Raw genomic sequence first — 17374 nt, forward strand, 5'->3', positions numbered from 1 at the left:
CTCTCAGGCGTGGCGATGGGTTGCGCGGCGGTGTAGCACGAGAGCCATGCAGGGCAAGAAGAGCGCGGATATGAGACGAGGGTTGATCGCCGTGGCGGCGCTGTCGGCGCTGGCGGGCTGCGCGACCGTTGAGGCTGAACCCACAATGCCCCGCGTGGCGCTCGATACGACAGCCGGCACGATCGTATTGGCGCTGAATGCGGCCGTCGCGCCGATCACGACATGCAATTTCATCGGCTACGTTGTTACCGGTGATTATGATGCGGGCACGTTCTTCAGGACCGTCAGCCGCGAAACCAATACCGCCAGCCGCTATCCCATCGACGTGATCCAGGCGGCGACGCCACGCGGCAGCGACGACGCCTCGCGACCACCGATCACTCTTGAACGGACACGAGACACTGGCCTGCGCCATACGGCCGGCGCGGTGTCCATGGCGCGGGACGGACCGGACAGCGCGACCTCCAGCTTCTTTATCGTCACCGAGGATACGCCCAGCCTGGACTTTGGCGGAGGGCGGAATCCTGACGGTCAGGGCTTCGCCGCATTCGGCGCTGTGGTCGAAGGGCTGGATGCCGCGCGCAGAATCCAGCGGATGCCCGCGAATTCTGAGGAGCAGCTTACGCCGCCCGTAACGATCCGCTCTGCGCGCTTGCTGGATGCGGCGCCCGCCGTCTGCATAAAGTCGATGCGACCGTGACCGCCGGCTGGACCGGGACCGGCAAGGTCAGGGCGCGCGAGGATGGCGATGCGGTCGAGCTCGTTATCGACGGCCTGACGACCCAGGCCAAATACTACAAGCCGCTGGTCTATGAGTTCATGCGCAAGGAATGGCGCGGAGCCAGGCCGTCATGGGGCGATCATGTCGTCGAAATCCGCATGGAACATGTCGGCGAGCCGCCGTGGATGGACCTCGACAACCTGGCCAAGGCCTTGCTCGACTCCATCAAGGGCTACCTTTTCCACGACGACGCTCAGGTCGCGCGGCTGCTGGTCGAAAGACGCGAAGGCGAAAGAGAGCGGATCCTGATCCGCTCCTATCCACGCAAGGACTGACGGCGGCTATTTCTTGCGGAACTGGTCCAGCGAAACGACCTTGGGGCCGTCCGAAATCGGCGGCATGTCCTGGGGCGGGGTCGGCTCGTCTTCGACCTCGTCCAGAAGCTGCGGGTCTTCGAACTGCAGCAGGAATTGGACGCTGGGATCGTAGAAGCGCGTGATCGCGGAATAGGGGATGACCAGGCTTTTGGGCATGCCGCCGAAGCGCAGCTTGACCGAGAAACGCTCAGGCTCGACGCGCAGGTCGTCGTACTGGTGCTGCAGAACGACCGTCATCTCTTCCGGATATTTCGCCAGAATGTCGGGGGCCACGCTGACGCCGACGGCGCGCGTCTTGAAGGTAATGTAGAAGTGGTGAGCGCCGGGCAGGCCCTCGGCCAGCACGCGTTCCAGCGCGGCGCGCATGACGCCGCGCAGGGCTTCCTGCGCCAGCTGTTCGTACCGCATCTCATCGACCGGAGGGGCCTGGTCGCTCATCGTCACCTCACATCAGAGCGCGACTGATAGCGGCGCAGGGCCGTAGGCGAAAGGTGTCATGAAGGTAAAGCGCCGGGATTCTGGCGCCAAGCTCCCGATCATCTTTTGGAAAGTGCCGGGGGTTCTGTTGCCAGGCCCCCCGACGGGCCCCGCCCAAGGATCTGAACCCCTAGGACTTAAGATTCGAAATCACTCGAACCGCATTACGCGGCTAGAGCGACTTCTCCAGCGAAGTTATCGTTCGCAGTTAGAAAATGGCCCGATACGGTGGGCCAGGACGAGCGAAAGCAATCCTCTTTACACGTCCGTCGATGCTAGTCGGCCCCATGCTGCCTCCGCCGATAACGCGGGGAGAAAGTTGGTGGAGCCGCCGGGAATCGCACCCGGGTCCGGTCCGCTTATTACAAGCGCGTTTATCGCTATAGTCCGGCCGAAACCGGACCAGACGAATATAGGCGCAGCCGTGAGGCATTCCAAGCGCCGGATTGCACTCAGGCGCGGCGCCACTCCGGCGTCTGGTTTCGGAACCACGTCAACTGACGCTTGGCGTAGTTGCGGGTGGCTTGTTTCAGGGCGGCGATCGCGTCGTCGCGGGCCAGATCGCCGGATAGGTAGGCGGCCAGTTCTCTGACCCCGACCGCCTTCATGGCGGGCAGGGCGGGGTTCAATCCACGGTCCATGAGGGCTTGGACTTCGTCTATCGCTCCCTGATCGATCATCAGGTCCACGCGCTGGTCGCAGTTTGCATAGAGTTGCTGGCGCTCAGGCTCCCTGACCCATCCGGTCCATGAATCCGGCGCCAACAAGGGCTGGGTGTCGGCCCTCCAGACGCTTAACGCGCGGCCGCTGGCGATGAAGACGCTCATGGCCCGCACCAGTCGCTGGCGGTCTCCCTGTTCGATGGCTTGCGCCGCCTCGGGATCGATCTGGGCCAGGCGCCGGCGGAAACCTGACTCGCCGAGCGCCGTGTAGTCGGCATCCATCTGATCGCGCACCGCGCTCGGCACCGCAGGAATATCGGCCAGGCCGCGTGTCAGGCTGGTGAAATAAAGGCCGGTCCCCCCCACCAAAATGGCCGGCCGGCCTTGATCGCGAAGGTCGTCGAGCAACGTCATCACTGCGCGGCTCCAGCGTCCTACCGACCAGGCGTCGGCCGCGTCAGCGACGCCATACAGTCGATGGTCGGCTTGGGCTTCATCCTCCGCCGAGGGGCGGGCCGTCAGGATACGCAGGTCGGCGTAGAGCTGCTGGCTGTCGGCGTTGATGATCACCGCGCCTGTTTCGCGCGCCATTTTCAGCGCCAGCGCCGACTTGCCAGAGGCGGTCGGGCCGGCGATCAGGGTGATTGAGGGCGGCTGGGACAAATCGTGGCTCGCGGGACGGGTTCGAGGGCGATAGAACGCGCGCATCATCGCCTGCAAGTCTTCTGGAGACCGCCTTGGTCGAACGCTCCGCCGTCATCGCCGCCCTCGACGCCATCATCGATCCGGTTTCCGGCCAGGGGATGGTCGCCGCCGGTCTGGTTCAGGGTCTGGTCGTGGCTGAGGATCGCGCGGGGTTTGCTCTGGAAGTCGACCACACCCAAGCGGCCGCCTACGCACCCGTTCGTGACGCGGCGGAGGCTGCGCTGAAGGCCATTCCCGGCATGGCGCGCGTTTCAGTCATTCTAACCGCCGAGACCAAGCCTGCTGCTGCGTCGCGCACGGCGAGCCTGTCAAAGGCGGCGGCCGATCAGGGCCGCGCCAAGGCGCCCGTCCCGACCGATCGTCCGACCCATGTCCGTCGCGTCCTGGCCGTCGCCAGCGGCAAGGGCGGGGTGGGCAAGTCCACCGTCGCCGTAAACTTGGCCGCTGCGCTTTCGGCGCGCGGGCTTTCGGTCGGCATTCTTGACGCCGACGTGTATGGGCCGTCGCTGCCGACCATGCTGTGCATCAGCGGTCAGCCCGCCTACGAGAACGGCGCCATCGTGCCGCACGTCGCTCACGGGCTGAAGGCCATGTCGGTCGGCCTGCTGACCAAGATGGACGACGCCATGATCTGGCGCGGACCGATGGCGTCGCAGGCCATCACGCAGATGCTGACCCAGACGCGTTGGGGGACAGCTGATGCGCCGCTGGACGTGCTGGTGGTCGATCTGCCGCCGGGCACGGGCGACGTGCAACTGACCTTGATCCAGAAGACGCCGCTGGATGGGGCGGTGATTGTGTCGACGCCGCAGGAAGTGGCCTTGGCCGATGCGCGGCGCGCCCACACCTTGTTCCAGCGCGTCAATGTCCCGACGTTGGGCCTGATCGAGAATATGAGCGGTCCGGTCTTTGGTGAAGGCGGGGGGAGGGCCGAGGCCGAGCGCCTATACATCCCGTTTTTGGGCACCTTGCCGCTGGACGCCGCCTTGCGAGAGGGCGGCGATGCCGGGCGACCGCTTGTCGCATCCTATCCTCACGGCGATATCGCCGGCCGTTTCGCCGAAATGGCCGCGCACGTCTCTGCGGCGCTTGGGCTTTAGAAAAAGCCGAGACAAAGGGTTTTCAAACGCAACCCTGTTCGCCACCTTGGGTGCTACAGATATCCAAGGAGTTCCGATGAGCCTCGACGCCCTGTTCAGCCCCTTCACGATCAAGGGGCTGACCCTGCCCAACCGCATCGTCATGGCGCCCATGACGCGGTCCTTCTCGCCGAATGGCAACCCGACCTCCGACGTCGCCGCCTACTATCGCCGCCGCGCCGAGGGCGGAGTGGGGCTGATCGTCACCGAGGGCACGGTCGTCGAGCGGCCGGCAGCGCGCAACGACGCCAACGTTCCGGTCTTCCACGGCGAAGCGCTGCCAGAATGGAAGTCCGTGGTTGAAGAGGTTCATGCCGCCGGCGGTCTGATCGCGCCGCAGATCTGGCACGTGGGCTCGGCGAGGGGACGCGGCGACGACTGGGCGCCGCTGGGCAAGGTGGACAGCCCGTCGGGCATGACCATGCCGGGGAAGACCAAGCTGGAGCCGATGACGGAGGAAGATGTCGCCGACACCATCGCCGCTTTCGGCCGGTCGGCCCGCGCGGCTCGCGACCTCGGCTTCGACGCCGTCGAAATCCATGGCGCCCACGGCTATCTGATCGACCAGTTCTTCTGGGGCGGCCTGAATGCGCGGGAGGACCGCTGGGGCGGACCGACCATCGCCGACCGCGCCCGATTTGGCGCCGAGGTCGTGAAGGCGGTGCGTGAAGGCGTCGGCGACGACATCCCCGTCATCCTGCGCCTGTCGCAATGGAAGCTGCAGGATTACACGGCCCGCATCGCCGAGACGCCGGAACAGATGGTCGAGTGGCTGACCCCGTTGTCGGACGCCGGCGTCGACGTCTTCCACTGCTCTCAGCGCCGCTTCTGGGAGCCGGAGTTCGAAGGCTCGGACCTGAACTTCGCGGGCTGGACCAAGAAGCTGATGGGCAAGCCCACGATCACCGTCGGATCCGTGGGTCTGGACGGCGAGTTCATCGCGGCCTTCGGCGGCGAGGGTTCAAAGCCTGCCTCGCTGGACGGTCTGCTGCGCCGTCTGGAGAACGAGGAGTTCGATCTGGTCGCCGTCGGCCGCGCGCTGCTGGCCGATCCTCAGTGGGTCGCCAAGATCCGCGAGGGTCGTGAAGACGAGCTGCGCAACTTCGAGCGTTCGGACCTGATGACCCTGTCCTGATCGGGAAACGTCGAGCCGGTTATGCCGGCTCGACGATCACGCCCGTGCCGTAGCACAGCACCTCGGTCACGCCCGGCATGATCTCCGTCGCGTCATAGCGGACGGCCAGGATGGCGTTGGCGCCGTGGGCCTGGGCGTGTTTGACCAGTTCGTCATAGGCTTCCTGACGCCCGGCCTCAGCCAGCTTCACATAGGCGCCGACGCGGCCGCCCAGCATTGACTGGACGCCGCCGATGGCGTCGGAGATGGCGTTGCGAGAGCGCACCGTGACACCGCGCACCAGGCCGATGTGGCGCGTGACGCGAAAGCCGGGCAGGTCGTTGGTCGTGGTGACGTACATCTGTTTCTCCTAACGGCGTTCCAGCACGCGGAAGATGAAGGCGTGATCGTCCTTCTCACCCGCCGGGTGCGATTCTGACGATACCTCGACCCAGGCTGTTTCGTCGAATGCAGGAAAGACGGCGTCGCCTTCGGGCGAGGCCTCGACCTCGGTGATGTACAAGCGCCTGGCGCGGGGCAGGGACGCCTCGAACAGGGCGGTACCGCCGATGATGCAGATCTCATCGACGCCAACGTCCTCGGCTGTCTCGCGTCCGATCTCGATGGCCTCGTCCAGAGTGGCGCAGACCAGCGCGCCCTTGGACATGCCGTCTGTTTCGTAAGATTCGTCACGCGTCAGCACGATGTTCAGACGACCGGGCAGAGGCTTCAGCGGCAGGCTCTCCCAGGTCTTGCGGCCCATCAGGCAGGGCTTGCCCACAGTTATGGCCTTAAAGCGCTGCAGATCGCTCCGCAGCCGCCAGGGCAGGTCGCCGTTTCGGCCGATGACGCCGTTGCGTCCACGCGCGACGACCAGGGCGATCAGAGGAACGGTCATGCTTTCGGCTCCAGCCACTTCAGCCATTTGCGCTGCATGGCCTGATTCAGATCGACACCCGCCCGCGCGCAGTAGATCAGCAGCATCCCCAGCACATCCGCCGCCTCGTCATCCAGCGCCTGGCTGTCGGGCGCGCCTCGTGCGCGTCCGGTCAGCCGCAGATGCTCGGCGGTCAGTTCGCCCAGCTCTTCCTGCAGCTTCAGCAGCGCCCAATCCCGATCCCGGTCGATGTCGTGTTCGGCGGCGTAGATGTCGGAGATGCGCAGGACGTCGGCCTGCAGGTCCTTGAGATTCATCAGACCGCGACGGCGGCCTTGATGTGCGGCCAGGCTTCGTAGCCTTCGAGGGTGAAATCCGAGAGGTCGAAGGCGAACAGGTCGGTCTTGGGCGCGATCTGCATGACGGGCAGGGGCAGGGGCTCGCGAGTCAGCTGAAGCTCAGCCTGTTCGAGGTGGTTCAGATACAGGTGGGCGTCGCCAAAGGTGTGGACGAAGTCGCCCGGCTCCAGCCCCACGACCTGAGCCAGCATCATCGTCAGCAGGGCGTAGGAGGCGATGTTGAACGGCACGCCCAGGAAGACGTCGGCGCTACGCTGATACAGCTGGCAGCTGAGCTTTCCGTCGGCGACGAAGAACTGAAACAGGCAGTGGCAGGGCGGCAGCGCCATGTCGTCGACGTCGGCCGGATTCCAGGCGGTGACGATGTGGCGGCGGCTGTTGGGATTGGTCTTCAGCCCGTGGGCCAGTTTTTCGATCTGGTCGATGACGCGGCCGTCCGGCGCTGTCCACGACCGCCATTGCTTGCCGTAAACCGGGCCCAACTCGCCCTCGGCGTCGGCCCATTCGTCCCAGATGCGGACGCCATTGTCCTTCAGATAGGCGATATTGGTCTCGCCACGCAGGAACCACAGCAGTTCGACGATGATCGACCGCAGATGCAGCTTCTTGGTTGTCAGGACCGGGAAACCCTTGGACAGATCGAACCGCATCTGGCGGCCGAAGACGCCCAAGGTGCCGGTGCCGGTGCGGTCGTCGCGACGGACGCCATTGTCGAGGATGTCGCGCAGCAGGTTCAGATACTGCCATTCCGGATGATCGACGGGCGCGGCGCCGGCGCGCGACTGAACATCGGCAAGGATCATCTGGATGGTCATGAGGCGCAGGTTGCCTCAGAAAACCGATTCGTGTTTCGGGAAATCGCGGCCGTCTGACGAGAGTCCACAGGAATCGAATCAGCCGCCAAAACCGCCGTCTTCGAGGAATGCCTGTTCTTCAGGCGTTGTGTGGCGGCCCAGCGCGGCGTTGCGGTGCGGGAAGCGGCCGAAGCGGACGATGATGTCGCGGTGCAGCTTACCCCATTTCTCCAGCTCTTCGTCGCCAGCGACCAAGGCCATGTAGCGGTCCTGATCCTCGATCCGTTCGGAATGTTCGAAGGGCAGGAGGAGGAAGTTCTTTAGCGCCGGCTCGATAGCCAGATGCAGATCGCGCGCCACGGCCTGGTTTGCAAACATCAGGGCGAGCGGGTCGGTGGCGAACTGATGCGCCGTGCGGCGAAAACTGTTTCGGGGATACTGGTCTAGCAGGATCAGCAGCGCCAAGGCGCCCTCGGCCGTGTCCACCCAGTCGTCCAGTTCGCGGCGTGCCGCCGCCCAATGCAGGGCGTGGCCCCGGTCGCGGAAGTCGGCGTCGAACGCCTCGTCCTTGGCGAACCACTTTTCGGGCCCAGCCTCTTTCCAGAAGGCGACGACGTCGGATGGGGTTATGAAGGCGGTCATGACCCAGACCCTACCCAATCCGCTGCCCGTCTTCCATGATCGCGACTGCGACCTTTCGATCATCCGCGGCAAGCGCGTGGCCATGATCGGGTACGGCAGCCAGGGGCGGACCCATGCGCTGAACCTGCGCGATTCGGGCGTGACCGACACCGTGGTGGGTCTGAAGGCCGACTCCAAGACGCGAGACCTGGCGCGCGCCGACGGGTTCGAGGTGATGACGGCCGGACACGCCGCGTCGGGCGCCGACGTGGTCGCCGTCATGACGTCAGACGAGGCGCACCGCGATCTGTGGCGCGACGAACTGGAGCCGAACGTGCGGCCGGGCGCGGCCTTGGTCTTCGCCCACGGCCTGTCAGTGAGATTCGGCCTGGTCGAACCGCGCGCCGATCTGGACGTCATCCTGGCCTCGCCCAAGGGGATCGGGCCGCGCATCCGAGATCTGTACGAAGCCGGGGAGGGGGTCTTCTGCCTGTTTGGCGTGCAGCAGGACGCGACGGGCGACGCGCATGCGCTGGGCCTGTCCTATGCGGCGGCGCTGGGCTGCGGGCGCAAGGGCATTCTGGAAACGACGATGCGCGACGAGTGCGAGAGCGACCTGTTCGGCGAACAGGTGGTTCTGTGCGGCGGCATCGCCGAACTGATCGACGCGGCCTTCTTGAAGCTGGTCAACGCCGGCTATCCGCCCGAAGTGGCGTGGTTCGAATGTTTCTATGAAACCAAGCTGGTGACCGACCTAATGTACGAACGCGGCATCGCGGGCGCCTTCGCCAAGATTTCGAACACGGCGGAATACGGCGCCTATCTGACCGGGCCGAGGGTTATCGGAGACGAATCGCGCCAAGCGATGGATGAGGTGCTGGCCGAGGTTCAGAGCGGGGCGTTCGTGCGGCGGCTGATGGCCGACTACGACGCGGGCTCGCCCGACCTGACCGCGCGCCGAAAGGCGTTGGGCGTGAAGACCATCGAGTCGGTTGGAGCGCATCTAAATGCGGTGGCGCGCCAAGCGATGGAGAGCGCGGCGAACGACGACTGACGCAGACATGGAAACGGGCGAAGGCCCGCTGTCGCATCGTCGATTTTTCTGAGGAGAAGATGGTCGGAGTGAGAGGATTCGAACCTCCGACCCCTGCGTCCCGAACGCAGTGCTCTACCAGGCTGAGCCACACTCCGACCGTGGGGGCTGGCCTGGCGGCGTCGCCCCGAAGTGAGGACGCGGCTTATAACCATGGGTTCGATGGGTCGCAAGCGCCCATTTCGACCCATCTTCACGGTAAGCGAAAATAGTCCTGAAAGAGGGTGTTGCATCCCAAAACGGCTTGGCGTATCTGACCGCCTCCGCCGCACAGAGTGCTTCGGAAACGCCGGTCCTGCTGGGGAATGGTGTAATGGTAACACTACGGTTTTTGGTACCGTCATTCTAGGTTCGAGTCCTAGTTCCCCAGCCATCCGCCGACAAAGGTCGGCGCCGCCGAACTACTTTACAGCTTCAGCATTATCATCTGCGCCAGGGCTTCCGTTCGGATGCCCGGCTACCTAGCTTGACCGCAGACTACTGCTGAGGAGAACGATGATGGTCACCGCCAAAGAAAAGCGCCTGGCGCCCCTGAAGACGCCGACGAGCCTGTCGGAGGAGGCGACCCAGAGCATTTCCGCCGCTCTGACCGGGCTGCTGGCCGATACGTTCGCCCTCTACATCAAGACCAAGAACTTCCACTGGCACGTCTCGGGCCCGCATTTCCGGGACTATCATTTGATGCTGGACGAGCAGTCGGCGGAAATCCTGGCCATGACCGATCCGATGGCCGAACGGGCGCGCAAGATCGGCGGGACCACGCTGCGCTCTATCGGTCAGATCGCCAAGGAATCACGCATCGGCGACAATGACGCCGACTATGTCGACCCGCTGGATATGCTGGCCGAGCTTCGCGACGACAACGGTGAACTGATCGGCCGGATGCGCGAGGTGCATGACTTGTGCGACGAGCATAACGACGTCGCGACCGCCAGTTTGCTGGAGAACTGGATCGACGAGAGCGAGAAGCGCGTCTGGTTCCTGTTCGAATCGGGTCGTCGCGGTAACGGCTGAGGAACCGCAGCGCTTGCGCCGTCTTATGTATCGTCGATAGTCGATTATGGACGGCGCAGGAGGGGCGTGTGAAGCAGGGTGCGGTGATCTGCGGCTTGGCGATTGTGGGTGTGCTGGCGGCCTCGCCCGCCTCAGCCGATATGTCCAAGGCGTTCGGCAATACGATCGTGTCTCACTATCCGAACGGACAGTGGGTCAGGCACTATTTCGATCCGGATGGACGCTACACCTCGCAGTTTTCGGACGGGCGACGTGTGGCGGCCCGCTGGTCGGCCGAGGGTGACAAGATTTGTTTGTCCGGCTTCAGCCCGCGTCAGATCCTGCCGCGCTTTTGCAGCCGGATGGTCGAGGCCGATGTCGGCGACACCTGGCGCGCCCGCGATCCCTTGGGACGCTCCATTCGCAACGAACTGGTCGCTGGGCGTCGCTGAGGCCTTGCCCTAAGCGGCGTCACCCTCTAGACGCGACCGCCTACCCGATGCGGATGTGGCGGAACTGGTAGACGCACTGGATTTAGGTTTCTGCTCATCCAGCATCTTTCACATTGTTTTCGCTAGAGATTTTTGAGACTTCCGCCTCGGTGTGGTGGGATTTGTGCCCTAGAGCCGCAAGCACGTCAGCGTCTGAGACGTGGGCATAGCGAGCGGTCGAAGTGATGCTCTCGTGCCCAAGAAGCTGCTTCACCACAGCGAGATTTCCTGAGGCCTTTAATGCCCTGGTAGCGGCGTGGTGACGTCTGTCATGAACCGGCCGCGCGTCGACGATCTTGGCCGCCCTGAGCGCGGCTTGGGACGCGGCTTGGTGCCCTCTGGGTGTGATGGCTTGGAGCTTACCGTCCGGCTTCTGTCGAAACCAAACCGTGGCGAGATCGGCATCCCTGGCACGACCCATCCTCGCCTTCATGTCTGAGAGGTCGTCGGGCAGGAGAGGGAGGTAATGTGTGCCGCCGTTCTTGCGGGCCCGAAGCGCGACCCGTCCTCCCACGACGTCAACGGCGTCTAGCGGGAAGAAGGCCTCGGTCAGCCGGACGCCGTAGCGATTGATAAAGTCGAATAGGGGGCGATGCCATTCCGGCAAACCCGCGCGCCAGGTTTCGATCTCATCGCCGCTGAAAGTGCGAGTGCGACCCTTGGGCTCCTTCAGACGCAGATCGCTCCATGGGATCTCGCGGACCTTGAGCTCAAGATTTCGTCGAGCGAAGCGCAGGATCGGCCGAAGAGTCGTGTCGATCAGGTCGCGGTTGACTGTGCCGTTGGAGGGCAGCTTACCTTGGCGAGTGGTTTCCACGCGGCGCCGGCTGATTGCCGCCTGAACCTCGGCCGCGCCGAGGGTGGAGATCAGAGCGTCGCCGTCGAAATGTCGCAGCATTATGTTCAGTCTAAACGCGACGGTGGCCTCGGCCTTGGTGCCCGCCACCTTGGCATTGAACCACTCCACTGAAACATCCTTCAGCGTTTGCTCTTGGAGCGCGTCAGATGATCCCAGGGCAAGATCTCGGCGGAGGCGTTCGAGATGCTTTTGGGCGTCACCCTTTTTGGTGCAGCGCGTCGTCCCCCGATATCGCTGACTCGCGAACTGGAAGTCGTAATGCCAGGTCTCGCCGCGACGATAGAGGGACATGTTTCGCCTCGCGTGTAGTTGTCGAGGTCGTCAGAGCGGATGCGCCACTGGCGGCCGGTTTTGATCGCCGGAATAGATCTGGCGTTGATAAGGTTCAGGACTGTCTTTTCGGAAAGCCGGAGCGTGGCGCAAACTTCCCTCAAGGTCAGTAGGGTGGAGGAGATGGCTGCTATTGATGTTGACATCAGCCACCTCCAACCTTTGAGGTTGCAACTGGATGTGCAGCACGTCTCGGTCCGGAACACAGCCTGCAGATCGGGCGCTCGCTCCGCCACAACAGCTTGTCACCAAGCGCCCTTAGATCCACGACGGACCACGCTTCAGCTCTATTATCTCGTTGAAGGCGGTCGATGATCCCAAGTCCAACCTCTAGTGTTGGGAGTGGCAATAATCCGCCGAACTGTTCGAATGACTCTGCTGCGTTTGGCAGGTCAGATAGATCATCGGCTACAATTTGAGGTCGGGTTATCAGCAGATAACGAAAATCGGATGGCAGCTGTAGTTCGTTGATTGCGCCCCTCACGCTAGCAGAGGAAATGTCGGCTGGCTCTTCGATCGCTTTAGGTGCTTCTACAGCGAAGCCAAGAACATATAGCGCGCCTAAATCTGCTGATTTTTCGGACGCCGTGAGGGGAACGCCTACATCGCTCAGAGCGCGCCGAAGCATGATCTGCGCGATGGTAAGCGAGGTGTAGACACTGCTCCCGAAGTCGGAGGACTTAATGATCCCCCTTCGGCGCCAATCCCTAAGCAAGTCGCTGGAGACACCGGTTATCCGCGAAACATCAGACGGCCCATATTTCGTAAACTCGAGGTGGTATTCATCTGGTGCGGAGGCCTGCGTCATGGGTGTGAGATTGCTCACAAAATCGATGTCGTCAAGCATTTTGTGAGATATCACACGGGGCGCGCTGAAGGCTCACCTCATTTCGCAGGCCAGAGCGTCCGAGCGACTTAGTCGCTGTCGTGGAAACAGTCTTTCACGACCTCATTATAGGCCCGCGTCAGGCACTTTGAGATGATCGGATAGCTTGGGTAGGTTATTGCGATCCGTTCCCAGGCTTTGACTTTGAAACTCCGACCGTTTCGACGTGACAGAAATCCGCAACAGTTAAGGTGCCGAAAGCAGGTGGTTGCTGACGTGGCCGTATTCTTCGCATTGGGCCTTCGTTATTACATTCCTCCTTAAAGTGGTACTCGCCGCGTTCGGCGGCTCATTCTATGGGCTCTTCTTCACGATCTGGTCCAGCGGCTCGAAGATGAGCATCTGGTCTTGTCCGAGTGGAGCGCGACGGCATGGCTAGGGCGATTGTGTCGGATAACAGGCTGAGTCCGTTTCTGACGATGTCGCCATAAATGTCGCGGAAGGCCGTGCGATGAAATTCGCGAGTTAGCGCAGAAGCGACCTGCCAGATGGATCATCGGTGACCCACCAACGCTATTGATTCCGCTTACAAATCTGACAGAACGCGGAAATGGGTCACTTGTGATCTATTTTGCGCCCGAGGATTGGTGTGCGAATACAACAGCTTAAGGCTGCCGCAGGTGTGCGTAAGGTGTGCATCATCTTCCACAGGATGATATTCCTAATGGCCCCCACTGGGGTCAGACGTTTTTGTTGCCGAGATTTGTTGTCTCGAACACAGGCCTACCGCCCCCTGAAGCTGGGTTTAGGATGGCGCTCGAGATGTATTATTTGGCGGCCAATCAGCTAGGAGTACGACAGTGAGCGACGCTGAGCTGCAATCTTTTCAGATGAACTTTCTGCAGATGGCTTTGGTGTTCTCGTTCACCATCGTGGGAGTCCTCGCCATCAAGACGGTGATCTCCAAAATGGTGCGAGCGCTGTGTGATCGAAAGTCCCGCGCCGGCGATCATGACGAGCCAAGCGATTCTTATTGACCTAGTTCTCTCGCGTTGATCCGGCTGCGGTCGTCCGGCACGCGCAGGGCTACCGCGACGAGGGCTGTACATCCTCCGTGCCAAAGGAACGCGGTGTCGATACATCGAGCCACGTACGGAACCAGCTGCTACTCCGACCTTTTTTTACGCCGGCTCGTCCCGCCATTCATTCCTTCTATGAGCCCTCCGAAAATCGGTTGGACCAACCAGGCTATGACCAATGCGGTGACCCCACCGGCCGCGAATATAAGAACATCCATCATGAGGCGTTTCCCAGCGAAGTCTGTGGGTCTCGTATACGGCAGCATGTCATGTGACCAAAGCTGCGGGGCGGCAAGGCGGCCAGAGCAAACTTCTGATTCGAGGCCTTTCAGTGCCGAACGCCCTTCGTCTCGACGGGGTTCGGCTGCAGCTCAGCCGCACTGATCGCGAGAGCCTGAAGCTTGGTACACGGAAGAAGGCCGCATTCCTGAGCAAAGGTGAGCGGCCCATGATTGGCGGGGTCGATCATACCAACCACTGCGTCGTGCAATCCCTCTAGCGTCGAGACGTCATCCACGAAAGCGGCCAAGTCCGCGCCGGCCCCGTACACCGTGTAGTGAGCGAGGCCTTCTCGCTGGACTCGATAGGCATTCCAACGAGCCTTCAGCTTCGCCACGCGCTCGCCGGAACCGACAAGGTCGTTCGCTCGTGCCAATCCCTCCGCGACGGTCTCCTCGGCAGCCTCGAGCTTGGACCCCATTCTAACCACATAATGAGCCGTCCAATAGCGGATCAGCATCTCGCCGCAGTTGGCGCCATCCTGATCTAGCAGCGGTGCCAAGCCGATCTCCAAATCCCCTGCGGAGAACAGGGCGAGGTCATCGGTCAGGATATGCGGACCTAGCGCCTGCAGGGACGCGTGGACTCGCTCGACAGGCCAGCCTGAGAGATCTGCCAAGTCCTCGGCGGACGTTTTCACTAGCCCTCCATTGTCGGGGTTGTCCCGCAGCAGGCGAGTCCAGACCATCAGCAGCAGCGAGAGCGTCGTTAGGGCGTCGTCACCCAGGCCGGCACGTCCGGCGTTCTTCATGATTGTAAGCGACGCGAGCATGATTAGCGGATCGAGTTCGGCAGGATCGAGATGCGATCCGGTTCCGATCATCAGTTGGAGCTGGGGGCTCATCTCGGAGATGTCGGCAAAGCCTGTCATTAGGGTCGTCCTCAAAATCACACTGATAGTGTGTAGAGAAGGATCCGCGTCCACCGCAAGTCCATCAGGTGGAAGTTGACCCTGATCTTTTGAGTTTTGGCCGGGCGGTGAGGCGTCGTCGTATCGCGCTTGGGCTAAGCCAGGAGGAACTGGCTGATCGAGCTGGTCTGCACAGGAACTACATCGGCGGAATCGAGCGCGGGGAGCGAAACGTCGGGATTAAGGCGGTGTTTGCGTTGGCCGCCGGTCTGAAGTGTTCAGCAGCCGAGTTTTTTGCGTAGTTGGCTAGCTAAAAATGTTCGCTCCCTGCCGACGTGGCGCGTCGGATCCGGACTATTTCTTGTGACGTCCGTCCGTTTGTGACTCATAGCCGACGTTTAAAAGGTCTGCTTGTAGGGCTCTGGTCAGCAGAGGGCCGTCAGTAAGATTGCGGCTTGTGGATCGTAGCATGGCCACTGTGACGCAAGTGGGTCTTGTCGAGGTCAGCAATCAGCTCTGCACCCTTCTCTTTTCCGACCAACTCGATCAACGCATCGAGCTTAGCCTCCATTCGATCATCGTTCTCTTTGGAAGATGGTGACCCGACATAGAGAAAATAAGCCAAGCCGACGACCTGCCAGAGAAGTTGCAGAAACTCTGACTGCCAGTTCTCGAAGGTGTCGCGACCCATTTCGACCAGATAGGGCGAGAGACGGACAGCTTGCCCATGAGAGGTCTGGTCATCCACATAGGCGAGCCAGCCGAAGCCCCAATGAAGGGCGATCGAGACCGTGAAGAAGGCCAGTGTAATCCAGGCGTAGGCATACTTCTTCAGCATGACCTGGCTCCATCAATCCTGCGTCGGTGAATCCGAGGGTTCGTTCGGCCCGGTCTGCCCTTCGAAATCACGGGCGTCCGTTCGGCCCTCCTGCAGCCTTCGCGTCGCAGGGTCCGGACCCGGCTGGCCGCCTGGCCCAATGCCGCCCGCCGCCCGCTGCTGTTCCGCCGGCGTCGTGTCAAGACGCCGACCTTTTGCGACGCCCGGCGGCAACGCGGCTTCGGCTTCTTGATCCGATTTCATCAGGCTCGAAGCTCTCTTTCGACGTCGCTCGCCAAGTTTCCCACCTTCTCGACGGCCCGTCGAAGCTGATCTTCGGTGACCCCGAATTTTTCGGCCCAATCCCGAGCCTCATAGTTTTCGCTCAGGCTGATTCGCTGGCGATCCGGGTTGCCGGTCTGGGTTTTGTCGTCTGTCATGGGCGCCTCCTGAAGAACCCGAAACAGCGGGCGAGCCGTTCCGTTTCCTGTGTCCAATATCGGTCGGTGGGCCGGGCCGAAGATCGGATCCGGTTCGGCGACTGCAAAGCGGACAAGCCGCTGGCGAAGCGCAAGACCTCACTCAGCCCGTCAGATGCGGCAGGGACAGGACCACAAGCAGGGTCGTCACCACAGCGCACGCGAACACAGAGATCCAGGCGAGTAGCCGATCGAAGCGGTTGTTCGATAACCGTGCACGGCGGATTTTCGGACCGGAGAACAGCGCCATTCCCCGAGAATGACGCAGCGACGCCCGCGCTTCTCTAACGCAGGTTAGCGGCGAGCATTTTTGGCGACCCGTGTTCGTAGGGCTTTGCGGCTGTGCAAATGAAGCCCGCTAAGTTTAGGGTGAGGGCGGACAGATGAGGCGAACACCATGATCGACCCCTTCATCCGCAAGCTCGAGTATGGCGCCGATCTGACCGATCAAGATCGGATCGATCTCCGCGACGCCGTGCTGGATGTCTGCACTTTTAAGGCAGGAGAGGATATCTCGTCGCAGGGCGAAGTCCCCCGAAACGTGCACGTGGTGCTTGAGGGCTGGGGCTGTCGCTATAAGATGCTGGAGGACGGTCAGCGTCAGGTCATGGCGATCTTCGTTCCAGGCGACATGTGTGATCTGCGTGTGCAGATCCTGACCGAGATGGATCATGGGATCGGCGTTCTGACGGACGCCAGGGTCGCGCAAATCTCTCCGGCTCGTATCAATGCCCTGACAGACAATCCGAGGATCAACCTGGCGCTCAACTGGGCGACGCTGGTGGACGAGGCCACCCTGCGCGAGTGGCTGGTGAACATCGGCCAGCGCCCCGCGGATCAACGCCTGGCGCATCTGATCTGCGAGCTCCATTTCCGGCTCCGCGCTGTCGGTTTCGCCGATGAAGCGGGCTTGGACCTGCCGCTGACGCAGGCGCAACTCGCCGACATCACCTCCATGAGCCCAGTGCACATCAACCGGACGCTGATGACGTTGCGCGGCGCCGATCTGATCCGCACAGAGGGGCGGTTCGTAGAAATTCCGAACTTTGATCGCCTCGCCGAGTTCGCGGGCTTCGAGCCCAGCTACCTGCACCTTGGAGGCACCAAGCCAAACGCCCAGGTCTGAGATGCGATATTTTTTCGATACGGTCGATCCCAGCGGCGCCCGCCGCGACGGTGTCGGCATCGACTGTCCGTCCGACAACAGCGCGCGCCGTCTAGCGCGAAAGGCGCTGGGCGAAATGTTCTCGGAGTCCCATAATGAGGGCGACGAGACGTATGAGATTTCGGTCAGGAATAACGCGGGAGCGACGGTGTTCGCTGGGACCTTGGCCTACAGACGAGATTAAACGTCCGTGTGAGGATCGCCCATCAACGCTCGGGTCGCCGCCATTAGCGATGGCGTCGTCGGCCGAGGGCGTGTGCACCGGCT

Annotated in this window: 22 protein-coding genes, 2 tRNA genes, 1 other RNA gene and 1 pseudogene; 11 read left to right on the forward strand and 15 right to left on the reverse strand. The window is 62.2% G+C overall.

The genetic code is table 11. The features are described from left to right. The first annotated feature begins 46 nt into the window (after positions 1-46). Together ASF81_RS04230 and ASF81_RS04235 are read left to right on the forward strand one after the other, a co-directional pair. Positions 47-700: a peptidylprolyl isomerase gene (locus tag ASF81_RS04230; protein WP_200932860.1), complete on the forward strand. Its 654-nt coding sequence runs from the start codon at positions 47-49 to the stop codon at positions 698-700. Then, entirely contained in the window at positions 676-1056 is a 381-nt protein-coding gene (locus ASF81_RS04235; protein ID WP_217431584.1) for a RusA family crossover junction endodeoxyribonuclease, read from the forward strand. Before ASF81_RS04230 ends, ASF81_RS04235 begins: the two co-directional genes overlap by 25 nt. Positions 1057-1062: 6 nt before the next feature. Here ASF81_RS04235 and ASF81_RS04240 read toward each other — a convergent pair whose 3' ends face one another. The 3 genes from ASF81_RS04240 to miaA form a co-directional block, all read right to left on the reverse strand. Beyond that, positions 1063-1536 carry an SspB family protein gene (locus ASF81_RS04240; protein ID WP_017504863.1) on the reverse strand — a complete coding sequence of 158 codons (474 nt, stop codon included), beginning with the start codon at positions 1534-1536 and terminating at the stop codon, positions 1063-1065. Positions 1537-1647: 111 nt separating this feature from the next. Then, positions 1648-2017, reverse strand: a transfer-messenger RNA (tmRNA) gene (ssrA, locus tag ASF81_RS14715). A 10-nt stretch (positions 2018-2027) separates the two neighbouring features. Further along, complete coding sequence (gene miaA, locus ASF81_RS04245) at positions 2028-2900, reverse strand: tRNA (adenosine(37)-N6)-dimethylallyltransferase MiaA (protein WP_055805462.1); 873 nt, start codon at positions 2898-2900, stop codon at positions 2028-2030. A gap of 74 nt (positions 2901-2974) precedes the next feature. On the opposite strand from miaA, the gene ASF81_RS04250 reads away from it, so the two are divergent. Continuing rightward, positions 2975-4042: an Mrp/NBP35 family ATP-binding protein gene (locus ASF81_RS04250; RefSeq protein WP_055805126.1), complete on the forward strand. Its 1068-nt coding sequence runs from the start codon at positions 2975-2977 to the stop codon at positions 4040-4042. A 76-nt stretch (positions 4043-4118) separates the two neighbouring features. Continuing rightward, positions 4119-5216 (forward strand): NADH:flavin oxidoreductase, encoded by a 1098-nt coding sequence (locus ASF81_RS04255; protein ID WP_055805130.1) that lies wholly within the window; start codon positions 4119-4121, stop codon positions 5214-5216. A 19-nt stretch (positions 5217-5235) separates the two neighbouring features. Here the strand turns inward: ASF81_RS04255 and ASF81_RS04260 are convergent, their stop codons facing one another. The 5 genes from ASF81_RS04260 to ASF81_RS04280 all read right to left on the reverse strand — a co-directional run bounded on the left by ASF81_RS04260 (position 5236) and on the right by ASF81_RS04280 (position 7867). Beyond that, positions 5236-5556 carry a YbjQ family protein gene (locus ASF81_RS04260; protein ID WP_039243695.1) on the reverse strand — a complete coding sequence of 107 codons (321 nt, stop codon included), beginning with the start codon at positions 5554-5556 and terminating at the stop codon, positions 5236-5238. Positions 5557-5565: 9 nt separating this feature from the next. Continuing rightward, entirely contained in the window at positions 5566-6093 is a 528-nt protein-coding gene (locus ASF81_RS04265) for a dihydrofolate reductase (protein WP_055805134.1), read from the reverse strand. Next, positions 6090-6389 carry a hypothetical protein gene (locus ASF81_RS04270; protein ID WP_055805138.1) on the reverse strand — a complete coding sequence of 100 codons (300 nt, stop codon included), beginning with the start codon at positions 6387-6389 and terminating at the stop codon, positions 6090-6092. The genes ASF81_RS04265 and ASF81_RS04270 overlap by 4 nt, the downstream gene beginning before the upstream one ends. After that, a complete protein-coding gene (locus tag ASF81_RS04275) occupies positions 6389-7234 on the reverse strand; it encodes a thymidylate synthase (protein ID WP_156363129.1) in 846 nt (281 codons plus the stop codon). Before ASF81_RS04275 ends, ASF81_RS04270 begins: the two co-directional genes overlap by 1 nt. Positions 7235-7324: 90 nt before the next feature. Next, positions 7325-7867, reverse strand: coding sequence for a DUF924 family protein (locus ASF81_RS04280; RefSeq protein WP_055805146.1), 543 nt, complete (start codon positions 7865-7867; stop codon positions 7325-7327). On the opposite strand from ASF81_RS04280, the gene ilvC reads away from it, so the two are divergent. Then, the gene (gene ilvC / locus ASF81_RS04285; protein ID WP_055805150.1) at positions 7866-8900 is read left to right on the forward strand and encodes a ketol-acid reductoisomerase; all 1035 of its coding nucleotides are present in this window, start codon (positions 7866-7868) and stop codon (positions 8898-8900) included. The two genes, ASF81_RS04280 and ilvC, sit on opposite strands and share 2 nt — an antisense overlap. A gap of 60 nt (positions 8901-8960) precedes the next feature. Here ilvC and ASF81_RS04290 read toward each other — a convergent pair. Beyond that, positions 8961-9037, reverse strand: a tRNA-Pro gene (locus ASF81_RS04290). Positions 9038-9238: 201 nt separating this feature from the next. Between ASF81_RS04290 and ASF81_RS04295 the strand changes: the two genes are divergently transcribed. The 3 genes from ASF81_RS04295 to ASF81_RS04305 all read left to right on the forward strand — a co-directional run bounded on the left by ASF81_RS04295 (position 9239) and on the right by ASF81_RS04305 (position 10384). Next, positions 9239-9312: transfer RNA gene (locus tag ASF81_RS04295), tRNA-Gln, on the forward strand. Positions 9313-9437: 125 nt separating this feature from the next. Next, positions 9438-9953: a Dps family protein gene (locus ASF81_RS04300; RefSeq protein WP_235559212.1), complete on the forward strand. Its 516-nt coding sequence runs from the start codon at positions 9438-9440 to the stop codon at positions 9951-9953. Between the two features lie 68 nt (positions 9954-10021). Further along, a complete protein-coding gene (locus tag ASF81_RS04305; RefSeq protein ID WP_231868773.1) occupies positions 10022-10384 on the forward strand; it encodes a hypothetical protein in 363 nt (120 codons plus the stop codon). A 94-nt stretch (positions 10385-10478) separates the two neighbouring features. Here the strand turns inward: ASF81_RS04305 and ASF81_RS04310 are convergent, their stop codons facing one another. The 3 genes and pseudogenes from ASF81_RS04310 to ASF81_RS14965 form a co-directional block, all read right to left on the reverse strand. Continuing rightward, positions 10479-11573 (reverse strand): tyrosine-type recombinase/integrase, encoded by a 1095-nt coding sequence (locus ASF81_RS04310; RefSeq protein ID WP_055805155.1) that lies wholly within the window; start codon positions 11571-11573, stop codon positions 10479-10481. A 20-nt stretch (positions 11574-11593) separates the two neighbouring features. Further along, positions 11594-11758, reverse strand: a pseudogene (locus tag ASF81_RS15615) (helix-turn-helix domain-containing protein); the annotation flags it as partial. Beyond that, positions 11758-12459, reverse strand: coding sequence for a MerR family transcriptional regulator (locus ASF81_RS14965; RefSeq protein WP_156363131.1), 702 nt, complete (start codon positions 12457-12459; stop codon positions 11758-11760). The gene ASF81_RS14965 and the pseudogene ASF81_RS15615, both read right to left, overlap by 1 nt. A gap of 839 nt (positions 12460-13298) precedes the next feature. Between ASF81_RS14965 and ASF81_RS14970 the strand changes: the two genes are divergently transcribed. Beyond that, a complete protein-coding gene (locus ASF81_RS14970; protein ID WP_156363132.1) occupies positions 13299-13475 on the forward strand; it encodes a hypothetical protein in 177 nt (58 codons plus the stop codon). Between the two features lie 370 nt (positions 13476-13845). Here ASF81_RS14970 and ASF81_RS04315 read toward each other — a convergent pair whose 3' ends face one another. Further along, positions 13846-14667, reverse strand: coding sequence for a hypothetical protein (locus ASF81_RS04315; protein ID WP_055805158.1), 822 nt, complete (start codon positions 14665-14667; stop codon positions 13846-13848). Between the two features lie 107 nt (positions 14668-14774). Between ASF81_RS04315 and ASF81_RS14725 the strand changes: the two genes are divergently transcribed. Continuing rightward, entirely contained in the window at positions 14775-14948 is a 174-nt protein-coding gene (locus ASF81_RS14725; protein ID WP_235559226.1) for a helix-turn-helix domain-containing protein, read from the forward strand. Positions 14949-15085: 137 nt separating this feature from the next. Here the strand turns inward: ASF81_RS14725 and ASF81_RS04320 are convergent, their stop codons facing one another. Continuing rightward, positions 15086-15484 (reverse strand): DUF6766 family protein, encoded by a 399-nt coding sequence (locus tag ASF81_RS04320; RefSeq protein ID WP_197458458.1) that lies wholly within the window; start codon positions 15482-15484, stop codon positions 15086-15088. A 242-nt stretch (positions 15485-15726) separates the two neighbouring features. Further along, the gene (locus tag ASF81_RS14730) at positions 15727-15903 is read right to left on the reverse strand and encodes a DUF3606 domain-containing protein (RefSeq protein ID WP_082064521.1); all 177 of its coding nucleotides are present in this window, start codon (positions 15901-15903) and stop codon (positions 15727-15729) included. A gap of 436 nt (positions 15904-16339) precedes the next feature. On the opposite strand from ASF81_RS14730, the gene ASF81_RS04330 reads away from it, so the two are divergent. After that, the gene (locus ASF81_RS04330) at positions 16340-17068 is read left to right on the forward strand and encodes a Crp/Fnr family transcriptional regulator (protein WP_055805164.1); all 729 of its coding nucleotides are present in this window, start codon (positions 16340-16342) and stop codon (positions 17066-17068) included. The last annotated feature ends 306 nt before the right edge of the window (positions 17069-17374 follow it).

It is taken from the genome of Brevundimonas sp. Leaf168 (genome assembly GCF_001423685.1).
GTDB lineage: Bacteria > Pseudomonadota > Alphaproteobacteria > Caulobacterales > Caulobacteraceae > Brevundimonas > Brevundimonas vesicularis_C.